Origin of the sequence: Tenacibaculum xiamenense (assembly GCF_964513065.1) — a bacterium.
Taxonomy (GTDB): domain Bacteria; phylum Bacteroidota; class Bacteroidia; order Flavobacteriales; family Flavobacteriaceae; genus Polaribacter; species Polaribacter xiamenense.
This window is the reverse complement of sequence record NZ_CAZEQU010000039.1, coordinates 24,608-51,032: the sequence shown is the minus strand read 5'-3', so window position 1 is coordinate 51,032 and position 26,425 is coordinate 24,608. Positions and strand designations below refer to the sequence as shown.

The 26,425-nt window shown below is 30.0% G+C and carries 20 protein-coding genes; 12 read left to right on the top strand and 8 right to left on the bottom strand.

The features are described from left to right. The first annotated feature begins 3 nt into the window (after positions 1-3). The 5 genes from ACKTTV_RS17995 (at position 4) to ACKTTV_RS17975 (ending at position 7,258) form a co-directional block, all read left to right on the top strand. Positions 4-1,242 carry a glycosyltransferase family 87 protein gene (locus ACKTTV_RS17995; RefSeq protein ID WP_408032263.1) on the top strand — a complete coding sequence of 413 codons (1,239 nt, stop codon included), beginning with the start codon at positions 4-6 and terminating at the stop codon, positions 1,240-1,242. Continuing rightward, a complete protein-coding gene (locus tag ACKTTV_RS17990) occupies positions 1,235-2,665 on the top strand; it encodes a B12-binding domain-containing radical SAM protein (protein ID WP_408032262.1) in 1,431 nt (476 codons plus the stop codon). The genes ACKTTV_RS17995 and ACKTTV_RS17990 overlap by 8 nt, the downstream gene beginning before the upstream one ends. A 1,210-nt stretch (positions 2,666-3,875) precedes the next feature. Continuing rightward, entirely contained in the window at positions 3,876-4,955 is a 1,080-nt protein-coding gene (locus ACKTTV_RS17985; RefSeq protein ID WP_408032261.1) for a radical SAM protein, read from the top strand. Between the two features lie 131 nt (positions 4,956-5,086). Beyond that, positions 5,087-6,604, top strand: coding sequence for a B12-binding domain-containing radical SAM protein (locus ACKTTV_RS17980; RefSeq protein ID WP_408032260.1), 1,518 nt, complete (start codon positions 5,087-5,089; stop codon positions 6,602-6,604). Next, the gene (locus tag ACKTTV_RS17975; protein WP_408032259.1) at positions 6,605-7,258 is read left to right on the top strand and encodes a methyltransferase; all 654 of its coding nucleotides are present in this window, start codon (positions 6,605-6,607) and stop codon (positions 7,256-7,258) included. Here the strand turns inward: ACKTTV_RS17975 and ACKTTV_RS17970 are convergent. Genes ACKTTV_RS17970 through ACKTTV_RS17945 form a run of 6 tightly spaced genes read right to left on the bottom strand, consistent with a single transcriptional unit; the run spans position 7,255 to position 13,717 of the window. Continuing rightward, entirely contained in the window at positions 7,255-8,379 is a 1,125-nt protein-coding gene (locus tag ACKTTV_RS17970; protein WP_408032258.1) for a hypothetical protein, read from the bottom strand. The genes ACKTTV_RS17975 and ACKTTV_RS17970 overlap by 4 nt on opposite strands. A 1-nt stretch (position 8,380) precedes the next feature. Continuing rightward, complete coding sequence (locus tag ACKTTV_RS17965) at positions 8,381-9,748, bottom strand: B12-binding domain-containing radical SAM protein (RefSeq protein WP_408032257.1); 1,368 nt, start codon at positions 9,746-9,748, stop codon at positions 8,381-8,383. Further along, entirely contained in the window at positions 9,745-10,530 is a 786-nt protein-coding gene (locus ACKTTV_RS17960; protein ID WP_408032256.1) for a class I SAM-dependent methyltransferase, read from the bottom strand. The genes ACKTTV_RS17965 and ACKTTV_RS17960 overlap by 4 nt, the downstream gene beginning before the upstream one ends. Next, positions 10,523-11,989, bottom strand: coding sequence for a B12-binding domain-containing radical SAM protein (locus tag ACKTTV_RS17955; RefSeq protein ID WP_408032255.1), 1,467 nt, complete (start codon positions 11,987-11,989; stop codon positions 10,523-10,525). The genes ACKTTV_RS17960 and ACKTTV_RS17955 overlap by 8 nt, the downstream gene beginning before the upstream one ends. After that, the gene (locus tag ACKTTV_RS17950; RefSeq protein WP_408032254.1) at positions 11,982-12,884 is read right to left on the bottom strand and encodes a nucleotidyltransferase domain-containing protein; all 903 of its coding nucleotides are present in this window, start codon (positions 12,882-12,884) and stop codon (positions 11,982-11,984) included. Before ACKTTV_RS17950 ends, ACKTTV_RS17955 begins: the two co-directional genes overlap by 8 nt. Beyond that, the gene (locus ACKTTV_RS17945) at positions 12,881-13,717 is read right to left on the bottom strand and encodes a glycosyltransferase family 2 protein (RefSeq protein ID WP_408032253.1); all 837 of its coding nucleotides are present in this window, start codon (positions 13,715-13,717) and stop codon (positions 12,881-12,883) included. The genes ACKTTV_RS17950 and ACKTTV_RS17945 overlap by 4 nt, the downstream gene beginning before the upstream one ends. A 614-nt stretch (positions 13,718-14,331) precedes the next feature. On the opposite strand from ACKTTV_RS17945, the gene ACKTTV_RS17940 reads away from it, so the two are divergent. The 5 genes from ACKTTV_RS17940 to ACKTTV_RS17920 all read left to right on the top strand — a co-directional run bounded on the left by ACKTTV_RS17940 (position 14,332) and on the right by ACKTTV_RS17920 (position 21,494). After that, a complete protein-coding gene (locus ACKTTV_RS17940; RefSeq protein WP_408032252.1) occupies positions 14,332-14,664 on the top strand; it encodes a hypothetical protein in 333 nt (110 codons plus the stop codon). Between the two features lie 19 nt (positions 14,665-14,683). Further along, positions 14,684-16,999: an ATP-binding protein gene (locus tag ACKTTV_RS17935; RefSeq protein WP_408032251.1), complete on the top strand. Its 2,316-nt coding sequence runs from the start codon at positions 14,684-14,686 to the stop codon at positions 16,997-16,999. Beyond that, the gene (locus tag ACKTTV_RS17930; protein WP_408032250.1) at positions 16,989-17,627 is read left to right on the top strand and encodes a response regulator; all 639 of its coding nucleotides are present in this window, start codon (positions 16,989-16,991) and stop codon (positions 17,625-17,627) included. The genes ACKTTV_RS17935 and ACKTTV_RS17930 overlap by 11 nt, the downstream gene beginning before the upstream one ends. A 216-nt stretch (positions 17,628-17,843) precedes the next feature. Further along, positions 17,844-20,036 carry a hypothetical protein gene (locus tag ACKTTV_RS17925; protein WP_408032249.1) on the top strand — a complete coding sequence of 731 codons (2,193 nt, stop codon included), beginning with the start codon at positions 17,844-17,846 and terminating at the stop codon, positions 20,034-20,036. Between the two features lie 42 nt (positions 20,037-20,078). Beyond that, entirely contained in the window at positions 20,079-21,494 is a 1,416-nt protein-coding gene (locus tag ACKTTV_RS17920; protein WP_408032248.1) for a lipase family protein, read from the top strand. A 100-nt stretch (positions 21,495-21,594) separates the two neighbouring features. On the opposite strand, the gene ACKTTV_RS17915 is transcribed toward ACKTTV_RS17920, so the two are convergent. Together ACKTTV_RS17915 and ACKTTV_RS17910 are read right to left on the bottom strand one after the other, a co-directional pair. Further along, positions 21,595-22,239: a hypothetical protein gene (locus tag ACKTTV_RS17915; protein WP_408032247.1), complete on the bottom strand. Its 645-nt coding sequence runs from the start codon at positions 22,237-22,239 to the stop codon at positions 21,595-21,597. A 224-nt stretch (positions 22,240-22,463) separates the two neighbouring features. Further along, positions 22,464-24,137: a tetratricopeptide repeat protein gene (locus ACKTTV_RS17910; protein WP_408032246.1), complete on the bottom strand. Its 1,674-nt coding sequence runs from the start codon at positions 24,135-24,137 to the stop codon at positions 22,464-22,466. A gap of 386 nt (positions 24,138-24,523) precedes the next feature. Between ACKTTV_RS17910 and ACKTTV_RS17905 the strand changes: the two genes are divergently transcribed. Further along, positions 24,524-25,612, top strand: a complete 1,089-nt coding sequence (locus ACKTTV_RS17905) for a helix-turn-helix domain-containing protein (RefSeq protein ID WP_408032245.1) — start codon at positions 24,524-24,526, stop codon at positions 25,610-25,612. 101 nt (positions 25,613-25,713) lie between these two features. After that, positions 25,714-26,265, top strand: a complete 552-nt coding sequence (locus tag ACKTTV_RS17900) for a porin family protein (RefSeq protein ID WP_408032244.1) — start codon at positions 25,714-25,716, stop codon at positions 26,263-26,265. Positions 26,266-26,425: the final 160 nt, after the last annotated feature.

Here is a 26,425-nt window from a genome sequence, read left to right as displayed (position 1 = left end):
CCTATGAAAATAAAAATTAGAAAAATACTGTATTTCTTATGGTTTTCATTTACAATAGCTTTATTAATTTGGAAAGGAGGGATTTTAGGTTGGCAACAAAAAACAGCTGACTTTTACAATTATTACACCGCCTCAAAACTTGTGCTACAAGGAAAACCTATTCACAAATTCTATAATAATAATTGGTTTAATGAAGAAGCTCAAAAAATAAACATTCAAGAAGGTGCTAAGTTTTCACCATTTCCTCCAGTTACAGCGTACTTATTTATTCCTTTAACGGTGTTAAGCCCTATTACAGCAAAACGGTTATGGCTGTTGATTAATTTTCTATTAATAATGGCTTTACCATTCCGAATAAGAAACATAACAAAATGGTCTTTTGAAAACACACTACTCTTCCTTACATTGTTTACTTTACCTTTAGCTAGCACATTAAATTCGGGACAAATATATCTGGTTATAGGCTTTGCTTTATTAGAAATAATTGGAAATACATACCATAAAAAAAGAGGGGTACTTATTGGTGTTATCATTGGTTTTTCAGCAAGCCTAAAATATCTACCTATTTTATTCTTAGCATATATAACTAAAAATCAAAAGAGAATAACTATTATTCTAGTTACTATGTTAACTATTCTATTTTCCAGTATCGCTATTTACGTAAATGACAACTTAGCTTTTCCTTTTTTCTTTGAACACTTTAACTCTCATATACAAGGAAAACTACCTGGTCAAGGACAATATTCCGTAGCATTTCAATCATTAGATTCATTATTAAACAATCTTTTTGTCTACAATACTGAAAAGAATCCATCACCTTTAATCCATTCTATTACCATAAAAACCATTCTTAAACTACTATTAAAGCTTGTAATACTTGCAATAGTATTCATTTTATACAAAAAGAATAAATACAAAATTACTCCTGTTTTAATCTCAATTGGAATGCTTGGTATTTTCTCATTGCTTCCCGCAACGGCCTCATATCATTTACTATTATTACTATTTCCGCTTACGATTATTTTTCTTTGGGTACTAAACCTAAATTCACCACGAAAAACAGCAGTTTTTTTTGTCATCACGTTAATTGCTCTTAATCTACAATCACATCATATTCCAAATTTCAATAAACTTCTTATATTTAACCTATTAATACACTACCCAAGGTTTTGGGGGGTATTGTTTTTATTTTTTTTAACATCTTTTTATTATAGGAATTATCCTTCACGATATTATGGCTAAACTATTATTTCTACAAAATATGGACTATGAATTTGTAGGACCAATGTACATATCCTCAATGATAAAAAATCATGGACATGAATGTGAATTAGAAATAGGACATGAAACAAAAGACTTTGAAGAAATAATTCAGCAATTCTCACCAGATATAATTGGTTTTTCCGTAATGAGTGGAAGTCATAATTGGGGAAGAAAAATAGCAAAAAAACTGAAGAAAAAATATGATATAGTTACTCTATTTGGTGGGGCTCATCCTACATTTTTTCCAGAATTTATAAAAGAAGAAGGTATTGACTACCTGATTCGTGGTGAAGGAGAGGAATCTGTTTTAGAAATTCTTAATGCTATAGATCAAAACAAAAGTTTTAAAAATACCCCTAACTTATCATACATCGATTCTGAAGGAAAATCAAAACACAATCCCATTCGAAATTTACGTAAAAACATGGATGACTATCCATACCCTGACAGGCAATTGTATCAAACTCTTGATAAAAAACAACACAGACAAGTGAGAAATGTTATTACCTCAAGAGGATGTCCATTTCATTGCTCTTTCTGTTTTGAAGATGCCATGCGCGATTTATACAAAGGAAAAGGTAAATATGTAAGAATTCGAGATATTGATAAGGTAATTGATGAATGTATAGAACTCAAAAAAAACACTCCTGTTGAAGTAATTTATTTTGCAGATGACGTCTTTGGTATGAATAGATCATGGCTATATGAATTCTTAGAGCGTTACAAAAGAGAAGTTGACCTTCCTTTTATTTGCTTAGTAAGAGCTGATTTGGTTGCTGCAGATAAAGAATATGCCTTTAATTTAGCCAAGGGAGGATGTCAATCAGTATTTTTTGGCATTGAATCGGGTAATGAAGATTTGAGAAATCAAGTTCTGAAGAAGAAGTTAAATGACGAACAAATTGTGCTAGCCGCTGAACTCCTTCATGAAGCTGGAATTACTTTTAGAACATATAACATTCTAGGACTACCCGATGAAACCTTAGAAGATGCTTTTTCAACAGTCGAATTGAATATAAAAATTAAAGCTGATTATCCTTGGTGTTCAATATTTTCACCATTTCCTGGGACAGAACTATCCGATTATGCGATGCAAAAAGGTTATTTAAGCCCAACCTTTTCTGTTGAAGAGTTGGATAAATCATTTTTTCTCTCCTCACAATTAAAATTACCTCACAAAAAGGAATTACAGAATCTTCAAAAATTTTTTCAAACCGCAGTGCTTTGGCCCTGGACATTTCCATTGATTAAGCAAGTAATCAAACTACCTCCTAATTTTTTCTTTCGAGCCTGGTTTGGAATTATCTATTTCTTCGTATATATAAAATCTGAAAAACGTAATTTTTGGGAAACATTTAAATTTGCCATTAAAAACTATAAGCATGTTTTAGTAAAAGAATAACTTCGAAAATTATTTTTTTAAATTTTATTCACCTGTTCTATTCAACGCGTAATGATTGTAAGGAAAAAAGTTATTCGATATCTACCTATTCTCACAAACCTTCTAAGAAGTATTTTAACTCCTTCCCTTTCTTTAATGTTATCTTTCGTTATTGTAAACTATTTTTCTAAATCACTTTGGGGTAACTTTATTGAAATACAACTTTACTTTTTCGTCGCACTAATACTATCCGACTGGGGAACCAAAACCTACCTACAAAAAGCCTTTAGTATAACTCCTAAAAACATGATTAAAATATGGCAAGAACAACTTTTAGCAAGAACTCCTCTTGTCATTTTAAGCCTCTTAACATTAGTTATATTGGTCAATTATGAAAATACTATCCTTTTAATATTTTGGTATATAGCCGCTTTTATTTACAATTCTTTTTTGTCAATTTTATTTTATAACAGAAACTATTTATTTCTAATATCCATAGAGTTGTTCAGTTTCTTATTGTTAAACCTGTTACTCTTAACAGGAAATAAAAATCTTACTCTTGACCACTTCATCTTATTTTATACAATTCATATATTGCTGAAGGCTTTATGTGTATCTATAAAGTATAAAACTTTTTTAAAATTCACTACGTTTGAATTCCATTTATCTAATCTAAAATTTGGGCTCCCATTTTTTCTAATTAGCATAACGGGCTTTTTACATTCTAAAATTGATATTTATGTTTTCGCTTTTTTTTACGATAAAATAGCACTTGGTGAATACCAAATTGTCTCTTCTTTTTTTATTTTTTCTCAGTCTGTTATTACCATACTATTGCTGCCCTATATTAAAAACATCTACAGGCTAAATACTGAAGCAATAAAAAAAATCCGTTTTAACATTAGTTTTTTAGGATTGTTAGTTAATACTTTTGTTATATATGCAATAGCACTTATATTAAAAACGTATTTTAATATATATCTGACCTCCTTTGAACTCTTCTTAGGTTTCTTTATTGGATATCCTTCTTATCTCTATAGTATTAAAGTTTTTGAACTATTCAAGCATAACAAAGAAAAAAAGGTCGTTATTGTAAGTATTATTGGATTATCTTTAAATTTAATTTTATCACTAACTTTCTCTTTTTACAATTTTAAAATTTTAGGCTGTTTATTAGCTAATGCAATTACGCAAATTGTTACAATGATAATTTATTTTTTACCTTTAACATATGAAGAGTATTCTAAAGAATATAAATAAACAATTACTACCAGAAAACTATCTCTTCTCTCCAGAATGGATTGTTTTAGGAGTCAATAATGTCTGTAATTTGCATTGTAAAATGTGTGATGTTGGAAATAAAAATCTGGAAAGTAATTTTGCTCAAAACTTAGTTGGAACACATCCTTTAAATATGCCTTTAGAGTTAATTAAAAAAATAATTGACCAAACGGCGACATATTTTCCGAAATCGAAATTAGCTTATGCTTTTACAGAACCCCTAGTATATCCATACTTGTTGGAGTCTTTGAAATATGCCAATGATAAAAATTTACACACCACAATTACTACAAACGCATTAACACTAAAACATAAAGCAAAAAAGTTAGTTGATTCAGGAATTAACGAAGTATATGTTTCGCTGGACGGTCCACAAGACGTTCATAATGAAATTAGGGGGCATAAAAAATCATTTCAAAAAGCCGTAGAAGGTATCGAAGAATTACTCAGTGGAGGGCAAAAACCAGATGTAAAAATTATTTGCGCTATAACAGAATGGAATGTTGGTTATTTACAAGAATTTTTAGAATCGCTAAAACATCTAAATCTTGATAATGTTGGTTTTATGCATACTCAATTTATTACAAAAAAAGCAGCACACTTACATGAAGCCTCTCCCTGGAATTTGCTGTATCCCGCCTCTGATTCCAATATTGACTTACTTGATTTTGACAATATGAATTTAGACAAATTATTACAAGAAATTAAAAGCATAAAAAGTAAAAACTTCCCCTTTAAAGTTTACTTTTCACCAGAGATTGATTCGAAAAAAAAATTAGAGCTTTATTATAAACAAACAGAAAAAATTATAGGAAAACTATGTCATGCGGTTTACTCAAGTATTATGATTAAATCGGATGGAACTGTTATTCCTGCGCACGGAAGATGTTACAATTTGAACTTAGGAAATATATATGAGCAATCGTTAAAATCTATATGGGTATCAAAAAGACTAAAAAAATTAAGAACAGATTTACATAAAGCAGGTGGTTTATTTCCAGCTTGTAGTAGATGTTGTAGTGCTTTTTAGAATGAAAAACACAATTTACTACTTTTTTTATGTCAAAAACTCTCCTTTTGGAGAATCAAAAGTAACTTTTACTTATTTACATTTGAACGATACTTGAAACAACTTTTTATGACTCAGAAATTATCTTAAACATGAACCACAAAATCATCATATTCAATCCTAGAAGTGCTAATGCTAAACATAGAATACCAAATTCTATTCTACAAGTTGGGGCCTCTATTCACGGTAAATATGATTATGTATTTATCGATGGTAACATGGAAAAAAATCCCTGGAAAACCATTTTAGAATATTTTAAAACTGGGGACTTTAAATTTTTTTGTTCTACGGTAATGCCTGGTCCTCAACTAAAACAAGCCATTCCATTTACAAAAAAAATAAAAAAGCTATATCCTGAGTGTATTACCATTTGGGGTGGTTATTTTGCTGCGAATCAATACAAAGTTTCTATCAATTCAGGATATGTAGATTATATTATTAGTGGTCCTGGTGATGTAGCTTTTCCTTCTCTATTAGAAGCTTTAACTAAAAATAATCTTGAACAAATCCCCAAAATTAAAAATCTGATTTACAAGAAAGAGGGTCAAATTTTAGTAACGGCAAAAGAAGCACTTCTGGATCAAGATAATCTTCCTGATTTACCATATCAGTATATGAATACATTTTATTCTCTAAAAAACTATTTGGCAAAAACATTCATGGGTACCAAAACTTTATCATATCATTCCAGCATGGGATGCCCATTTACTTGTTCTTTTTGTGCAGTAGTTCCGATATATAATGCTCGATGGAAAGGTAAATCCGCTATATCAATTTATAAAGATCTATCATACTTTAAAGAAAAATATAATGTAGATGCCATTGAGTTTCATGACAACAATTTTTTCACCTCTAGGAAAAGAGTTATTAATTTTGCTAATCTAGTAATGAATGATAACATACAATGGTGGGGAGAAGGTAGAATTGACACCATAAATAAATATTCCGATGAAGATTTAATTATCATGCGAAAAGCAGGATGTAAAATGATTTTTTTAGGAGCGGAAACAGGAAATGACCAAGTACTTAAACAAATGAACAAAGGGGGAACGCAATCTGGTCAAATGATAAAAGACTTTGTGCTTCGAATGAAAAAAGTAGGTATTATCCCCGAGCTATCTTTTGTTTTAGGAATGCCTGCTAAAACTGAAAAACAAGTTTACCAACAAATTTTATGGGATATTAATTTTATAAAAGAAATTAAAAAAATTAATCCTGAAGCGGAAATTATAATATACCTTTACAGCCCAGTCCCAACAGAAGGATCTGAACTTTATCAACAAATAATTGATGCCGGATTTTCTTTTCCGTCTTCCTTGGAAGAATGGATAGCTCCTAGTTGGGAGAAATTTGACTTGAGAAAAAACCCTTTAACCCCTTGGTTAAAACCCTATATGGTAGATACGATTAAAAACTTTGAAACTGTGTTAAACGGCTATTATCCTACGGCTTCAGATTTTAGAATAAAAGGATATAAAAAAGAATTATTAAAATTAGTTTCAGGTTATAGATATAAATTCGATATTTATAAATACCCCTATGAAATCAAATTTTTACATAAAATTTGGAAATATAGACAACCCGAAATACAAGGTTTTTACTCTGAATAAATGAGATCTGTAATAAAATACATATTAGATCCTGTTATCAAAAAAGCATTCTTATGGTATCATTCTAAGCCAAGAAAATATTCCTATCATGGAATTACCGTTACCGTTTTACCTGAAGTTTTTCCCCCTCATTTTACTTTGAGTACAAAGATACTGTTAAACTTCATAAATAAATTAGATTTAATTGGAAAAACAGTGTTAGAGTTGGGCTGTGGTTCAGGTATAATATCTATGTTTTCCGCTTCTAAAAATGCACATGTAACGGCATCAGATATTAACAAAATAGCGTTAAGAAACTTGAAATTAGAAAGTAAAAAAAACAATTTACCTATTCAAGTTATTTACTCCGATTTATTTGATAATATTAATCAATCTTTCTTTGATTACATCATCATTAATCCTCCATATTATCCTAGATCACCCAAAAACACCCAAGAGAAAGCTTGGTTTTGTGGAAAAGATTTCGAGTATTTTGAAAAATTGTTTTCCCAGTTGGTTAGCAGAGCAGACCATAAAAATGCATATTTAATTTTATCGGAAGATTGTGATTTCAAAGCAATTAACGAAATAGCAGAAAAAAATAATCTACAATTAAAATGTGTTCTAGAAAAGAAAGTGTTTTTTGAAAAAAACTATATTTATTCTATTCTCTAATTATCAATTTCTCTTACACTATTTGGTGTAACTATACTCTCGTAGGGTGCAAACTCCTGAACTTCTTCTCGAGTGTATAAATTTCCTAAAAAATCAAATTCATCATGTTCATGAGTCTCTAAATTTCTCAATTTCTCCTGAACTTCCTGAACTGACATATTCCATTCATTTGATAATCTCTCCAAAGAAGGCTCTAAATAAGAAATATATGCGATTTCCATAAAGATATGGTTTTGTTTGTTTTTTAAGCTTTCATTTTCCCAAATTTCATTTTGAAATTCTTGCAACTTCCTATTCGATTCTCTTAAAAGTTCCTTGAAAGATTCATAATTCAAATATCCCTCTAAGTTTTGCTGAGGGGTAATCAACGGTTGAATATTTACCTCATGGCACCACATACATTTACCTGGCTTCCCAGCCATTGTAAACTGCGGGTTTGCAGCTTCTTTAAGCTGTCCATTTTTATCAAATATTCCAAAAACCAACTGCCCATTTCCTAGTATTTCTAAAGACTCAAATTCAAGCGGCTCACCAGTAATCGAATCTATTTCTGCCGCAAGAAAAAATTGACCATTATTTTCATAATTGGAATACGAAATTAATCGATGTGTTATAGAGACACTTGAGTTGTTTACATATCCTAAGGAGTCCTGTAAAGTATACCTATCTTTTAGTATATCCAAAGATCTAGGCACTCCGGTAATATCAAAATATGTTCGCGAATCTCCTAAAATTAAGGTTATATATCTCGCCAAATCAATTGCTCCTTTGGTTAAATACTCTTCTGTTTTTTTTATTTCATTATGAATTCTTTTAAATACAATTAAAGCTTCTGAATTAAACCCTAATTTATCAACTTTTAAGACTATAAATGGGGTATTATATAAAACTCCTTCATTGTGAACTTCAGTAAAATTATTTCTCGCTCCCAAATAAGATAAAAACCAATCTAAGGCAATCCTATTTCTTTCAAAAGTATCATCTGTATATGCTTTATTCCATTTTAAATTAATGGAAAATTCGTTATCCGAAATTTTTTGTTCTTCTATAACCGATTTACTACATGATAATAGAATCAAAAAGACGAAACAACTGATATATTTCTTACAGCTAATTTTCATATTATTTGTAATATAACATTCCGATTTTCGCTAAAAACGCTTTTAACTTAAGCTTACCAAATAAGAAAAAGTTATTACTACGTGTACTATTTACTTCATTAATAACATAACGAACAGCATAATCATAGAACTTCCTGTGGTATGTTCTTTTAAAATCAATTTCTCTATCTGTAGTAACTTCCCAATTTGGTTGCACCGTAATCTTGTCTTCAATCTCCTCATATAATGAAGTTCCTTTGATTGGATATGCAATTGTTATTGTAAAACTTGTAGGATTTGCCTCTTTTAAGTATTCAACAGTATTTTCAATATCAGAGATATCTTCTCCAGGATAGCCAACCATAATAAATGTCCCTGTTTCTATATTCAATGCATTTGCTTTTTGAATAGCTTTCTTAACAACATTTACTTCAACCCGTCTATCCATAGCATCAATAATCTTTTGTGACCCCGACTCAGCCCCTATCCATATCCTATAACACCCTGATTCTTTTAAAAGTCTTAAAACTTCATCATTTAAACGTTCTGCGCGTGTTATGCACTCAAAAGGAATGATAGCTTTTTGTTTTAGAACTTCTTCTCGAAAGCTTTTAAGCCATTTATGACTAACCGTAAAAACATCGTCTACAAACCAAATATAATCAGGGTTATATTTTGATTTCAGCATTTTTAACTCCTCCGCGACAAGATTGGCAGGTCTTCTTCTATAACTTTGTCCGTAAACAGCTGTACTACACCATTTACAGGTATATGGACAACCTCTTTGGGTACTTACTGTCAGGGAACTTTTCCCATGATAGTTTTTCCAAGTTTCCATATATCTTTCAATCGAAATTGCATCTCTATTTGGCAATGGTAAATCCTTTAACTCCTTTATTCTCGTTCTTGCATTCGTTTTAATCACTTTTCCATTAACAAGAAATGCTATCCCAGGAATATTTTCAAAAGGAGTTTTTTTCAATAGAGCAGAACATAATTCCAAGGAAGTTTGTTCTCCCTCACCTATTACTAAAAAATCAGCTCCTGCCTTTAAGTAATTTTCACTATTGAAAGTAACATCTGGTCCTCCTAAAATTATGCTTAGATCTTCAACCACATTATATGATCTCAATTCTTTTATCAACTTAATAACATTTACTTTTGTCATTAAATTTGTATAAATTGCTAATATCTTAGGCTGTTTTTTTTTTATAAAATTAAGTTGTTCTCTAAAACTATTGAAAGTACTATCGTAAACCTCATTTTTTACATTATGAAAATTCAAATAACTTGATACATACAACAGCCCTAGAGGAGGATAAGGACGCATAATTTTTTGCTCTTTCTCATCTTCGAATAAATAATATGCATGACTAAGAATTATACTCATTTTTTTGTTAATTCGATTAGATAATGATCCGCGTATTTCGCCCAAAAACTATTTGAGAACCCCCTTTCTAGTTTCTTTAGCTTTTTCCAAATGAAAGGTGTCGTTAAAAAAGAATCTTCTAAATAAGATGGAGGAATAATAATACCTATTGGCGTGCAATTAGTAATTCTGAATTTCTCTTCAGAAATATTTTCAATTTCTCTAGGATTAAAATACCAGGTAGGTACTTTAGCTCCATTAACATCAACAAGTAAACTATTATTTGTATTTCTCCTTTTTGCCTCTCTAAACTTACCTTTTGAGAAAAAATAGATTCGCTCCCAAAGACATTTCTTTGACATTAGAACCATTATTAATTTACCCTTAGGAGCTAGTAAATTTGAAATGGAATCAATCAAATTTTTTAATTCATTTAAAGGTAAACAATTTAGTCCTCCAAAGTTCGAAAATACTACATCAAATGGCTCTGTAAATACTTTATCTTTAATATCCTTAAAGTCTAATACTTCAAAGTCAACGTTTTCGAAGTCGTTGTTTCTTTCTCTCGCTATTTTTAGCATTTCCTGAGAAATATCTGTTGCTAATATTGAATGATTATTTTTGGCAAAAGTCATTGCATCCACCCCTGTTCCACAATTTAATTCTAAAATATTTAACCTTTTTTCAGAAGAAAAAATGCACCCCAAGTTTTTATATACTTTTTTACGTTGTTCAATGCCAACTTTGGAGTTAGTGAAGGTATCATCATATGTTTTAGCCGCAAAATCAAAAAAATCATTCATTTCTATTTTGTAATTTTTTCAGTAGAAGCTTATCTAATCTGGAAGTCAATATATAATATGGTAGTAAAAAAATTAATCGCAGTTCATTAGAACTTATATTAAATGGGCTCTTGATCATTTTCTTCAGAAAAGCCTCTCCCTGGCTTTCTCTAAATGTTTTATGAACATACCTTTGAAGTTTTTTATAGAATTGAGAGTTATATGTCCCTTTGAACATCATAGCCAGGTCATCAGAATCTGTCCAATTAGCCTTTAATTTCAAATCCTCTTTTACCTTCTCGTAAAATTTTGTTCCTGGTAAAGGATAGGATACAGAAACGCCTATATTATCTGGCAATAATTTTTTTATCATTTTTATTGTTAAATCAATATCATTTTTAGTCTCTGTTAAATACCCAAATTGAATAAAAAAAGCTATCTTAATATTATTCTCTTTTAATAATTTAGTTGCTTTTTCTATTTGCTCGATTGTAGTCCCTTTATCCATAGCATCAAGTATTTTTTGCGATCCACTTTCTGCTCCAATCCAAACTTCAGTTAAACCACTTTCTGCTAAAGCACTTATAGTATCTTCTCTTAACAACAAGTCAGCACGACTTTGTATATAATATTGAATTTTTAATTTCTTTCTTTTAAGTATTAAGTTAAAATTCTGAACCCATTGTGGTTTTAACCCAAAAATATCGTCACACATCCAAAATTTATTTACCCCGAAGTTCTTTTGCAAATATTCTATATGCCCCACTATATATTCAGGTGAATGTGAATTATACCTATTTCCGTATATGGGTTTTGCACACCAGTTACATTTATATGGACACCCTCTTGTTGTAGCTATATTTAGGGTAAAATCATTTCCCCCTTGTTTCCAAATATTTTTGTACGCATCAATATCAATTAAATCCCATGCTGGTAAAGGAAAATTGTCTAATTCTTTATGAACAGCTCTTTTAGGATTTTTGATAATCTGCTCATTGTTATCTTTATAGACGATTCCTGAAACAAATGAGATATCACTCTGTTTTCTTAAAGTTTCTAGTAACTCTTTTAAAGTTACTTCTCCTTCTCCCTGTATAACAAAATCAGCTCCAGCATATAAATATTTTTCATAATGATCAGTAGCATCTGAACTGCATACTATGACTACACACTGTTTTTGCTTGGCAACTCGAATCATTTCAAAAGCAGCCTCCCGCATGGTGGTTAAGCACATTTTCGTAAGATAGTTGAACCCATCATCGTAAATTACAAAGGCCTCTGGCAACCTATTTTCCAGAAAAAAATTTAAGTTACTAATGTTATCTATTAAACTAGTATCAAATAAATTTACATCATAACCATGGCTTCTCAAAAAAGAAGCTGCATATATTGTTCCAAGAGGAGGAAATGGAGTTTTGTTTTTCCATTGCTTATCATCAAATGGATAAAAATAAGAATGTGAAAAAGTTACTTTAAACATTTTCTTGTATGAATTTTATTTTATGCTTTTTCTCTATTTCTTTATATTTTTCATTCAATAAAAGAAGTACTTTTTTTTGAAAATTACCAGGATGATGTTTTGATACATTTTCTGAAGATTTAAATGCCAGTTTAAAATCTTCTTCCGATAAATGGTTAAATTTACTATTCCATTTTTTTATAGTAATTTTCATAAACAAGTATTCAAGGTAATCTCCTAATTTAGTTCTAAAGAGTTTTTCTATTCCTTTAGAAAAAAAACCCTTCGAAATTTCCTTTACATTTTTATCTTTTCTTTTCAAATTTGGAAAATACTCATTAATCCAATTATTTTCGCGCACAAACTCTCCATATTTAATCTTTCCATACATTGGTATTAAAGTAGCAATTTCGGTAGCTGTAAACCTATTCCTCTCATCTACCTGCAAATACCCACTACTCATGAAATAATTTATACAGAAAAACTTTTTAGAATTTAATAGAAAAACCTTCTTATATAAAATTAAAAGAGTTCTTGCAATCCAAAGTCTATTCTTTTTTGTAATTATAAAAAAATCAATATCGCTGTCTCCTTCAAAATACCCTTTAGACAAAGACCCTGATACACAAACACTTTCTATATATGGGAACTTGGAAATAAACCGAGCCATTTTCCATGCACGTGGCATTATTTTTTTGGCTTCAATATTACCCTTTATCCGTCTTACGACGTTATTATCTTCTTTATTATCGGAATAATACTTCTCTATTTTAAAAATAACTCCTTTAGCACATAGTTCCTTTAACTCTTCAACTAAAAGAGTTTTATCCTCTATGTTCGAAAAATTATAAATTTCTTCAAAAGTTATTGGGTATTTGAAAATAGAAAAATAAGAAATTGTCTTTAATACATTCATTTTTTATAATTCAACTGTAAAACGGTTTCTTTATTAAGCTTCATTCTTTCACTATCAAAAAACCACCCCCATTTATTAAAATACTTTAATGCTGATACAATATGATAAAACAATACCTTATTATTTCTATAAGATTCCTTGTTGTAACCATGATATACAACTGCCTTAGGATAAAAAACTACTTTAGCCAACCTCCTAATCCTTCTTGTCAAATCTAAGTCTTCAAAGTAGAGGAAGAATCGTTCATCAAATCCTCCAATAGAATTAATAAGATCAGTACGAATGAACATAAAACATCCAGAAGCATAAGGTATTTCTATCTCATGATTATAATCAAAATATCTCAATTCGTACCTGTTATCATTATTTTCTACTATTTTTTTTATTGGTAAAAAACGTCTAATAAACAAGTTTTTAGGGCTAGGTATTAACTTACATAAATGTTGTAATTCTCCAGATGGGTACAAAACTTTTGGAGCACACAAACCAACATCGTGGTTATTATCCATAAAAGATATTAGTCTTCGAATAGTTTCTTCATCAATTCTTATATCTGGGTTAATGACCATATGAAACTTGGATCCTTTCTTATACGCCTTATCTATTCCTATATTATGAGCCTTTCCATAGCCCAAATTGGTATTATTAAAAATATATTCCAAATTATCAATACCTCTAAAGGCTTCAGATAGATTAGTCTCAGAGTTATCTAAAACATAAACAAAAACTTCAGGATACGAGTTTGTCAGGTCATGTAAAAGATCTTTTAAACCTTTTAAATCACTATTAAATAATACTATTGATGCAGTTAACTTAATCAAACTCTTTGTCATGTGTTTAGCTAAGATATTTATTTTTTTTTTGATCTAGTAAAAAAACTGCATCATGGTAAAAAAGAATAAAAACTGATTGGATTTATTCACTTAAATCATTAAAATTGACATTACTTATCAACAAAATAAGAGTTAACAACAAAGAAGAAAAAATCTATTTATTTTTACACATCTTCACAATCCAATTTTTAAATCACAATATGTTCCATTTAGTTAAGGTAAAAAATATTATTCCTTTGTAATACTACAATATATTCTAACACACTTATTTTTCATTACTAGTAGAAATGGCTAAACAAACAAAGATTCAAAAACTTTTTTTTGAATAGGATATATTTTTTCAATTCTCACAATAAAACCATATATTAGTGATAACCAACATTATAACCTTAAAAACTAAATCAAATGAATATTTATCCCCACTACTTCTATTCAATGAAAAGAATCCAATTGATAACTTAATTCCGTAAAGTAAGACATCTATTTCTGCTTCCTTCAGAAATAAACCATCCATTACTTTAAACTCATACTTTAAAACTTTAAAGCCCGAAACGATATAAAAACAATATCATTTGAGGTATACATTTATTAATTAACTCTAAAACCAAACGATCATGCCAAACAAAAATTCAGACGAAGATAGTTTCTTAAGAGCTACAGTTATAAAAGAACATCCATATAGACTATTTGTAGAGTCTCTTAGAGAAGGCTACTACATAGACCATATTCAAAATGATGGAATTAACAATAATGGTGAGCAACAATTTAGCGTTTTTCTCAAATCAAGCTTAGGGCATTCAACTGTTAATGAACATAAAATCGGTGGAAAAATACCTCAGGATTTTCTAATCAATTATTACATAAATACTGATCTTGATGGTTTTGGAACCGAAGCGGATGGACATCTAAAAATTCATTTTGAAGAAGCCGATGAAGTTCCAGCTTAAGTTTTTTTTACTAACAATAATGACTCATTATTGTTTATATGCTAATCTAAATATTACTGATTCATTTAAGTTTTTTAAACCACAGTCTTCTTCAATCAAAGCTTTAAAATATTTAAATAAGAAAACTTGGATATTTTATGAACAAAAGAATGACTCCGCGCTATTTTTTGCCAAAAGAGCCTTAGAACTTGCTTCTGAGTTAAATAATACGTCAGATTTATTCATTTCCTATATTCAATTGGCTGAAATCTATAGATCGAAAAGAAAGCTAAAGCAAGCGCAAGAATATTTAGATTTTGCAACCAAATTATTAGATAAAGTGCCTTCTCTAACTGATAAGAGAAGGTACTTCCTTTACTTTGGTAAATTAGCCTACAATAAAAGAAAATATAAGATTGCGAAAGAACACCTTCAAAGAGGAACAGAATTAGAGCATCATACTTCTTCTGCACTAATGATAGATTTATACATGTATTTATCAAAAATAGCTGTTAAAGAAAGAAATTATTCCGAAGCAATAGGATACCTTGAAGATGCACTAGAACTAGCTGAACAAATTAAAAAAAGTAAAAAACCAAGCTTATTAAATAACCTAGGCAATATATATGCAAGACAACAACTGTATACGAAAGCCAAAACCTTTTATGAACAAAGTTTAAAAGCCGCGAAATTACAGTCAGATACTAAAGCTCAGGGTAGGGCTTATCTTAATATTGGTAATATTCTTTATTACAAAGGCAACTGGAATTCCGCCATTTCATGGTATTTAAAAAGTATTGAAATAAAAGAATCACTAAATGATTTGAAGGGGATTGCTAAAATTCATAGTAATATTGCCGCAATATATAAACAACATAAACGATACGAAGAAAGTTTACGTTATTTTAAAATGAGTGAATCTTATTTTTTATCTGCCAAAGATTCTATAAAACTCGCCGAAACATGGATGAATAAAGCTACACTCACTATTCTTTTAAAGGAACCCAACAAAGCATTACCAGATTTACATAAAGCACTTTTTATTTTTAAAAAAAATGGGCTTAAGAAAAACCAACAACTAACAGAATATAACATTGCTTTAGCCTTAACTAAACTTAAAGAATATAAAAAAGCTATTCACTATTTAGAAAAAGCGAAAAAAAAAGCACTTCTCTTAAATGAAAAACATTCATTAATCTACATAACCAACTTATACGGGGTTTGTTACTTTGAGTTAGGAAATCATCATAAAGCCATTCCTTACTATAAAAGAAGTTATAACTTAAGCAAAGAAATTGGAACATTACATGAGCAAAAAACAGCATTATTTGGTCTTTATGAGGTAACTGAAGTTTTAGGAAACTTCAATCAATCATTGCAATGGCATAAACAGTATTCTATTCTAAAAGACTCATTGTTTAACACGGCCAATAATACTCAACTCTTAGCCCTACAAGAAAAGTATGAAGCAAAGCTAAAAGAACAAGAAATACTCAATTTAAAGTCCGATAATGAAAAAATATCTTTGGAAAACTCAATAAAAAAAGGTCAATTGAGAATATCACTTCTTGGTGTAATTATAGGTGTTTTAGCCACTATTTCCGTTAGTTTATTGTTCTATCAAAGAAATAAAAATCAAAAAGCTTTATTACTTCGTACGCGAGAAAAAAATGAAGAACAAATCAATAAGTTAATTCAAGAACAACAAATTCAAACCTTAGAAACAGTATTAAAAGCACAAGAAGAGGAACGTAAAAAAATTGCTAAAGACATTCACGATAACTTAGGAAGTTATTTGGCTACTATTAAATATCAACACGAAGCTAATCGGCCTGTTATGACATATCCAGAAGAAAACACCAATTACTCCCATATGTCCCAATTAATTGAAGATACTTATTCCGAGATTCGTTCAATATCACACAGAATGGCAACAGGCCAAGGTTTTGATTTTTGTTTAAGTACTGCAATTGAAAGTAGTTTAGATAGAATAAAAGCTACCAAACGAATTAACGTTCATTTCGAAAATTTAACAAATAACTATCAGTTTTCACAAGAAACGGAACTTGGAATTTATAACATTATACAAGAATTATTATCCAATACTTTAAAACATTCACAAGCAACTGAATTAATAATACAAATAAATAATGACTCTGATTATTTAAGCATTATTGTTGAAGATAATGGTGTTGGGTTTAATACTGAAGAAGAATCGAAAGGAATTGGTATCTCCAATATATTCGGTCGCATAGAAAACTTAAATGGGCAGATAGAAATAAGCTCAAATACTGGCAAAGGAACAACAACATTAATTAGAGTCCCTATAACTAAAACTATTGAATATGAATGTTAACATTGCAATAGCGGATGACCATCAAATTATTATAGATGGCATAAAAGCCTTATTACAGAATGAAAAACAATACAAAATTATAGCGGAGGCTAGCAATGGGCAAGAATTAATTAATGAGGCTATACCTCTAATGCCAGATTTAATTTTAATGGATATAGGAATGCCTATTATGGATGGTATTAGTGCCACCAGAAAAATAAAAAAAGAGCATCCAGGAATTAAAATTTTGATACTAACCACCTATGCTGACCCCAAACGTATTAAAGAAATGCTTAAAATAGGTGTTGATGGTTATATACTCAAAGATTCGGGAAAGGATAATTTTATTACCGCAATACAAACAATAATGCAAGGTAAAACTTATTATGACTCGCGAATTACGGAAATTATGATGGATAGTTTCAACAAGAAAAAATCTATTGCCAAAACTCCTACACCTTTAACTCAAAGAGAAAAAGAAATTATTCGCCTAATTTCTGAAGGCATGAACACCAAACAAATAGCAAATACTTTGTTTCTTAGTTTACTTACAGTTGAAACCCATAGGAAAAACATTTACACAAAACTAGGTTTGAATAAAGTAGCTACTCTTGTGCGCTATGCTGTTGAAGAAGGTATTGTAGTGTAATTATTCATTATTACAAGCTTCCTTTCCTTTTAGGTTTTCCTATCATTTTACTTCCATACTATCCCTATACCCTTTTCTGGGTATTTTAATAATTACAATTTTCTGGGTATCTGTACTCAACTTCTTTTTAAGAATTTTAAGTAATGATAGATCGTTATTCATTTAACAATTCTTACCACTACAAAAATCAAGTTTAACCTTTTAAATTAATCAATAATGATTTATTCCAAATCAGACCCCCAGAACATTCCTTGGATAAAAAAATTCGAGGTTACTGTAGTTGAAAAATCAAATCATTTCAAGCTACAAGTGAACATTTCCAGTAAACAATCTTCACGAAGTAATGCCGATTTAATTTTTAGTAGTAATGCCAACTCTACTAGTTCTAAAAATAAACATTGGCGCATAAAAAATAGAATTTCGCTTATAAACGATAGTGGTAAAAGTACTTTTGATTTTAAACTGAACGAGAAAGATTTGAACAAAGTATTGAGACTTCAGGTGCGTTATAAAGAAAATAATGAACAGCATGAATCTGAAAGAATCCTTTTATTCAGTCAAGTTATGGTTAATCTCACTGACGACACAGATAATACAGCTTTATTCCCCGAACGTAAATTGGATCAATATAAGAACAGAATTGATACGGGAGTATGCTTTAGCGGTGGAGGAACTAGAGCCATGATTTTAGCTATGGGGCAAATGCGCTATTTGCATAAAAAAGGTTATGCAAAAGAAATAGGGTATTATTCTTCTGTATCAGGAGGCTCTTGGGCTGCCAGTATTTATGGTTTCGCTCCGCAAAACAATAGTAGCAAGCTTTTAGGAAGTTATATCGATGCAAGTGAATCTTCGAAGTTAATCAATACTTCAGAAGTTCCTGAAATGGCCTACGGAACTAAAAGTTTAACCTTTATATCTAATTTACTATGTAGTCTTGCTCCTCTTATAAAAAACAAGAATAAAAATTATACCAATGAAATGTTAAGCAGATGGTGGATTGAAGCTGTAGGTATAACTTTTTTAGCAAAAAATGAGCTATCTACCCCCTTTAGTGAATCACTTGAATCATTTACTTTAAACAATTCTTCCTTACAAACTATTTTAGAAAATCAAGGAAGCCTTCAAAAAATAGAGGAAAAAAAATTTAGGTTCATGAATACCAAAAGGGAAAATGGTTTTTATCCTCCTTATTATATTGCCAATGGTCTTATATTACGACCTACAGAAGGTAGAAATGGAATGTACATTCCTTACGAATACACTCCATTATACCAAGGTGCCGGATTTGATGGAAAATTAGATCGTAGTAAGTTGCGTATTGGAGGAGGAAACTTACCCATGTTTGCCTTTGACACTGAAGTTATTTCAAAACTAAAAGACGGAAAAGTTTGGGTTATGAGGCAAAACTCTAATTCGTTAGCCAGTTTAACAACAGCTACAGGAATTAGTAGCTCAGCTTTTGCAGGAGCCACAAGCTCGGATGGTATCATTAATATGTTATCACTTCTTAAATTTTTACTGTCATTTGTCAATTCCCACTCTAACAAGGAATTACAAGATCAGCTAAATACTTTTATAAAAACACTTTCTGAACAACTCCCAAATGATAGTTCATTTTTAAAAAATTGGGATTATAATGAATTCTATAAGAATTTCACAAAAAAAAATATTTCAGATACAATTACCTTTATAATAGATCATTTAGATAACTTAACTCCAAAGGCTAATTATTTTTCACCTGCTCAAGCAAAAACAACTACTGAAAATCAACTTTTTAATTTTGGAGATGCTGGGTTATCTGATAATTTTGGGTTGATGGCATTACTGAGACGAAAAGTAAAAAGAATTGTAGTATTTGTTAATACAGAGACTGAATTCAATTACCAAAAAAGTACTCCTGAAATTGATACGGTTATTGGTGCTTTCTTTGGGATGGCTCAAAAAGATGATCCCATCCAAGGAATTCATTTAGAAAATATGCAAGTTTTTGACAAAGCACTTTTTAAAAATCTAATTAACGATTTCAAAAAGTGCCAAGAAAAAGGAGAAACCCTAGTATCTAAAAACACCCTAAAAGTATTGCCAAATAAAAATTGGGATGTTAGTGGAAATTATGAAGTAGAGATATTATGGCACTACAATTGCAGACCCAAAAATTGGGAAAATGAAATGGATACCAATGCTCTTGAAAAACTTGACACTAAGGGAATACAAGTTTTAGAGAAATATAGCGCAGGCATTATACCTCCAGGTAAATTCCCATTTTATAAAACCTTTCCGGCCACCTTATTAGGACTTAATCCATTTGAAATTAATATGCTAGCAAATATCGCTGAATGGAATTTAATTCAAACTGATGATTTACTTTCAGAGTTCTTACAAATTAAAGAAGCCCTTACCGTTTAATAATCTTATTCAAAAATTTAATAAAAACCAAAACTTAGCATTATGAATACTATTTACAATAATCAGCAAAGAATTTTTACACATTCAGTTTTTTCAAATATAGCCAGTGGAGTATGTGCTGATAACCCTAAAGACTTACAACCGATCTTGGCTAAAAGACTAGTAAGTTTATTAAATAATGATAGAGTACAACAACTTATTGGTACTTGGGATGTAGTTTGGGGACCAGAAGTGTATCATTCCCCAGAGGAAAAACTAAATGTTGTGACAAATGCCATGTATATTGCCGCAAATAGTGATCGTTCACAATACATTATTGCTGTATCGGGAACCAACGGTCCTTCTTCTTTTGGTTGGCTAACCGAAGATTTTAAAGTAGAAAACACGATTTCTTGGCCTTATTCAAATGAAGAAGGTAAAGATTTAAGAATTTCTGAAGGAACAAGTATTGGATTAGATATCCTTATGAACCAGATGAAATCTCAGGGGCAAACCGTTTCTGAATTTCTAAAATCAGATTTAAATCATTCATCTCAAGTAGTTGTTACAGGTCATAGTCTTGGAGGTGCTTTATCAGCGACCTTAGCACTCGCCCTGCATGACACCCAAAATAACTGGAATTTTAACCGTAAAGCAATCATAAGCTGTCTTCCCTCAGCTGGCGCAACTCCAGGAAATAAAGACTTCTCTAATTATTATAACGATGCCTTGGGAACACAAACAATTAGAGTTTGGAATCGTTTAGATATTGTTCCTCATGCTTGGGAAATTGGCATGCTACAAATGGTTCCTTCCATTTATGCTCCTTATTTCAATTCAGGAACCATATTAGCTGGTATTGCAAATTTAGCAATATTGAGAAGTGCAAAAGGCGCCTCCCCAATAAGCAACAATCCTTATACACAGTTATTACCTCAAACTCCAGGTCTGAATGGACAAATAAATCTTGGTTTGAAGCCTCCAACTAATCTAATTTGTAAAATTGTAATTGATACACTTTTATCGTATTTACCTACAACCAAATTACCTGAATCCATTGTAAAAAAAATAAAACCTGTATTACGTGAGGTATTACTCGATATGAAGCCTACTAGTGTTTTTGCAAACATTAGAAAAAGACTAACCAATGCATTGATAAAGGCTTTAAAAGGTAAAAATGATATTTTAGATTATGTAATGAATTTATTTAATTGGTTATGGAAGGATATTTCTAAACTTGCAAACTTCATGCTCCAAGCACTTTATCAACACGTTGGTGCTTATTTTGAATTGTATAAAATAGATGAAATATACCCAATAATGAAAAACATTACCAATGACAATCCTTGTACTGTTATTGATATGATGGTTTTATTAGAAAAACTATTGTTTGACATGATTGGCAGTATAAAAAATTTCATTCCTTCTTACCTATCAAAAAACGTAGATCAACAACTTGAGACCGTTGAACAAAGTTAAAGAAATTTTCAACCCAAAAAGCTTCACAAAATGTGAAGCTTTTATCGTAGTAAAAAACCTAGCCCCCAATCTTCAAAGTATTAACCACAACAGTTAACACTTAAATAACCTTATAAAATGCCAGTATAAACACAAATTGTTTAAGTGTAAAAAATACGACACCCAGTAAATAAGGTTTAACGTTCTTCTTTTTCTTTTTATCTAGTATTATAAGAACTATAAGTAAGGATATCAATATAACATATCCTGCAATCATATTTTCAATTAATGAAAAACCTAACCAATTCATAAAAATTCTTCCAATGGCTGGCAATGCAAATACTATAGATAATACAATCATATATCTAATATGAATAGGTATATTCCTTTTGTAATAAATTGCTAAACCATAAAACAACACTACAGAAACCATGTCTGAAGTAGTCAAAATAGTAAGCGGTAAGTAATTATATTCTATTTGTTCAATAAACAATGGAATAAATGAAATCATCAGTAACACAAATAACAAATACGATAGTTTGCCCAATGTTTTGTGAAGAGTAAACTTCTTAAATCTCACAGATATAGGTTGCACAATAAATAAAACAATCCAAATTGCAGAAATGGTAAAATGAAAATGAATGGCAGTACCAGGATCTTTTTCGAAATCTGGAAAGCCAGAGAGGTAACTCTTCAAAAATCCAAATATGGTGATAGGAATCAATATCAATAAAACAAATCCTAGATTTTTATATTCCTTTTCCATATTAACTATTTAATGAAGTTAAACATTCAAAAAGCGTTAATGAAAATAAAAAAGTAATAGCTAGTTTAAAATTAAAAAGTTTATACATGAAAAAAATCTTTAAATATAGAGATGCATAATTAGACAAAATCAAAACCAAAAACACTGATAATCAAAACCAAGCTATTTCAATTTATAAATTGAGAGAAAATATTTCCTCTGAATTATATTCCGACGAATTATGATTAAACTTTAGAATTCTGATTTTTTAATCGTTGCTTAATATAATAGGACGGTGTTAACCCCGTATGTCGCTTAAAGGCTTTATAAAATGCCGAAGTAGAATTGAAGCCAGAACTATCTGAAATATGTTCAATGGTATAGTTTCTAAACACCTCATCTATTTCCAACCTTGATAACACATAGGTAATACGATGCTTATTTATAAAATCCGTAAAATTCTTTTGATAATGATTATTTATTAAATTAGAAAGATAGCTAGTATTTGTATTTAACGTTTTTGCTAATTTAGATAAGGTTAGCTTTTTATCTAAGAAGAGATTTGAATTCATTACATTTTCAAGCTGTAAGAGTAATTCTTTGTTTGCTTCTTGTTCAAAAAGTATCTTTTTAGAACTAGTTTCTTTAGTCTTTTTATTTAGAAGAACCAATTCTTGATTTTTAGCATAAAGTATATTATTTTGCTCTTTTTCCCGCTTAAAAAACTTCCACATTACATAAGACACAAACAGTAAAAGTGTAACTAAAAATAAAGTTGCAATTAACTGAGTTTTCTTTCGCTTGTTTTCTTGAGATACATTAAAATTTTCATGTTGTAACAGTTGAATTTCCATATCCTTTTTATCCGAATTATACTTTTCAACAATATCGGCTACCGTCTTTTCATTCTGTAACCTATGTATAGAGTCAGAATGCTTTAAAAACTCGTTAAAATAATGCTCTCCATTTTTAATATCATTCAATCTGTAATAACTCTTTGACAATTGTTTATATATAGTATCTCGGACTTCTGCTCTGGAAGAAGGCAATGCTTTAAAATAATATTCTATTGCCTTTTTGTATTCTTCTTTAAGAAAGTAAACAGCACCAATATTTTTGTAAACCAAACACTCTTCTCCGCCTAGTTTCATTCTTGCAGACTCAGAAAAGGACTTTTTAGCGTAACTTATGGCGTTTGCATAATTTCCTTGGTTGATATAATAATCGCTCAACTGCCTATAAATGGTAGGTATAAAAAAATCAGCTCCACTTTCAGCTGCCAATACCACAGATTCGAGATACGTTTTTTCCGCGACATTCCTATTTTTACTCAAATCTGCCATACTCATTTGTGTACTCAAGTAAGTACATACGTCTTTATAGCCCTTATTGGATTTGTTATAATCTAAAGCTTTTTCATAATTTTTCTCAGCTTCAACTTCTCTTTTCAATTTATATTGAATCATTCCGAGTCCATTATATAATCGTGCAATACCAACACTGTCTCCTATTTTTTCGTAGATCGAAATTCCTTTTAAAAAGACCTTGCTAGATTCAGAATACTTCTTTTTTTGATAAAGAGTATACCCTAAGAATTTATAGGTATCCCCCAATATTTCATCATGTAAACTGGTACTATCTAAAACATTAAGAAGTAATGTGTTTTCCGAAAAAGTGTACCCCCCTTGTGTTAATTTTGATGACGCTAGTGCCAATCTGGTTCTTGCCAGAAGGTTCTTATCCTGAAGAGATTTAGCTATAAAAATAGCTTTGTTTGCATAAAAATAAGATGAATCCGCATTATTGGTCCAATACTTTTCGGATAGCTTTAATAAAGAATCTACCTGTTTACTTTTCTGAGCTGATATATTCACAGTGAAGAAATAAAGCACCATAAATACAGTGGTTATTCTCATCATTCTATTTTAGTTGGTTAAACTTACCAACAATGATAAGAAAAACAAATTTATACTTTGAATATCTATTTCCATTTGAGGTTACTACATTAATATTACAATGTCTCCGCAGAAATTTTGAAGTATTTAGCAAATCATAGAGCATAAAAAAAGCTTCACTAAATGTGAAGCTTCCTAGTAGTAGGAACAGGACTCGAACTTGTGGCCTTCGGGTTATGAGTTTGAAAGGGGTAACTTTTCCTTACCTGTTCTACTAAAAAAATGTATTATGCATTAAATATTTATTTAATAATTTATAATTTATTTAACGAACTAGTATATCTTACATCATATATTAGTGAGTTCGTAATAGCTAAACAATTACTTAAGCTTTCAATATAGCATCAAGAATGAATCAAACAGCGCTAGATATTATAATGATTACAAGTGTAATTATTGGGTGTTTTTTAAGCATCTCATTAGTCACATCTTCTTTTTATAAAAGTCGTGCGAATAATTATCTTTCGCTATCATTATTCTTGCTAGCCACATTAACTTTATTAGAGTGGGGAGATGTTAACATGACTTCCCTTAGTATTCAAATTTTAGGTAACTTTAGATTAGACCTCCTTTTTGCAGCTACTTTGTTTACTTATTTTTTAGTTCAAATTAACCATGGGTTACTCAAAGAAAGTAGATACATTTGGATATACTTCCCTTTTATTGCATCTCTAATTTTGGAAATCCCCATATATGCGTTCAATCTATATAATTCGATTCTTGAATTTCTAGCTTTTTTAATTAGAGACTTTTTTTCTATTGGATTTAACCTATATTTAATTCTTAAAAGTCGAAAACTGATACAAAATTCGACCACAATTTCAGATGATAAAAAACATTGGTTACTAAGATTAAATCTCTTTATTATATACCTTATTATCATTTGGATTTTAACAAGAGTGGAGGCCTATGTGTTCCAATCATTTCATATTATATACGTTCAATGGATACTTATGTCTCTATGTTTATGGTGGGTATTATACCACGGAATATTTAGATTACAAGTAATCGAACAAAAAGAGGAAATACACAACTATTTAGTTTCTAAAAAAACAAATAATCTTCACCCTAAAAAGAAAATAAAAACCGATACTACTTCTAAAATTATAAGTCAGCTATATAAACTAATGGAGGACCATGAATTGTATAAAAACCCTTTTTTAAGTAGGTTAGATTTAGCGACTAAATTAGGAACAAGTGAAGGGTATCTATCTCAAATTATAAATCAAGAAATTAATAAAAGTGTTATTCAATTTGTAAATGAATATAGAATTGAAGCGGCAAAAAACTTACTTCACAACCCTATTTTTAACAAATACTCTGTAGAAGCAATAGGCTTAGAGTCTGGATTCAAATCTAAAAGTGCATTTTATAATGTTTTTAAAAATAATATAGGAATGTCTCCTGGGGCTTATAGAAAATTACAAAAAACGTCCTAATTCGTTAATTCTTATTATTTCAGTACTTCTTACTACTAAAAATCAACTTTTATCTTCCTTTCAAATATACTTTTGAATCTGTTAATTATAAATTTAAAAAGATGAAAAAAAAATTATCGTTTACTATTCTAATAATAGTTTTAGGATTTACAGGCTTAAACGCACAAGAAAGTAAATTTGGTATTAAAGGAGGACTAAACTTTGCACAAATTACAGGTGCTAATTCACTAAAATCTGACCGAAAAACTGATTTCAATTTAGGTATTATGGCAGAAATACCTATCGTTGAAAAGTTTTTTTTTCAACCAGAACTATTATATTCAAGACAAGGATCATCAGTTAATTTAGATTATTTGAATATTCCCCTATTAGGGAAATATTATTTAACTGAAGGATTAAATATTCAAGCAGGACCTCAAATAGGTTTTTTACTTTCTGCAGATACCAATGGAGTAAATGTAAAGAGCAATTTCAAAACTCTTGATTTTGGAGTTGATTTCGGATTAGGTTATCAATTTAAAAACGGATTAAATTTAGGTGCAAAGTACAATTATGGATTATCTAATTTAAGTACTGGAGTCGCTAATGAATACGCCGGCACAAAAATTAAAAATGAAGTATTCCAGTTATCTATTGGTTACTTCCTTTTTTAAAACAAAGAAAGTTCAACTCTCAAAAAACCAAGTAACTATACTTGGTTTTTTTATAAGAAAAAAATACCTTTTAGAAATACTAATGGTTAAACAATCTCTTTAACTTTTCTAAGTACTACTTAAAGGAGACTACGAATAACTTTAAAAAAGTCCTAATTCG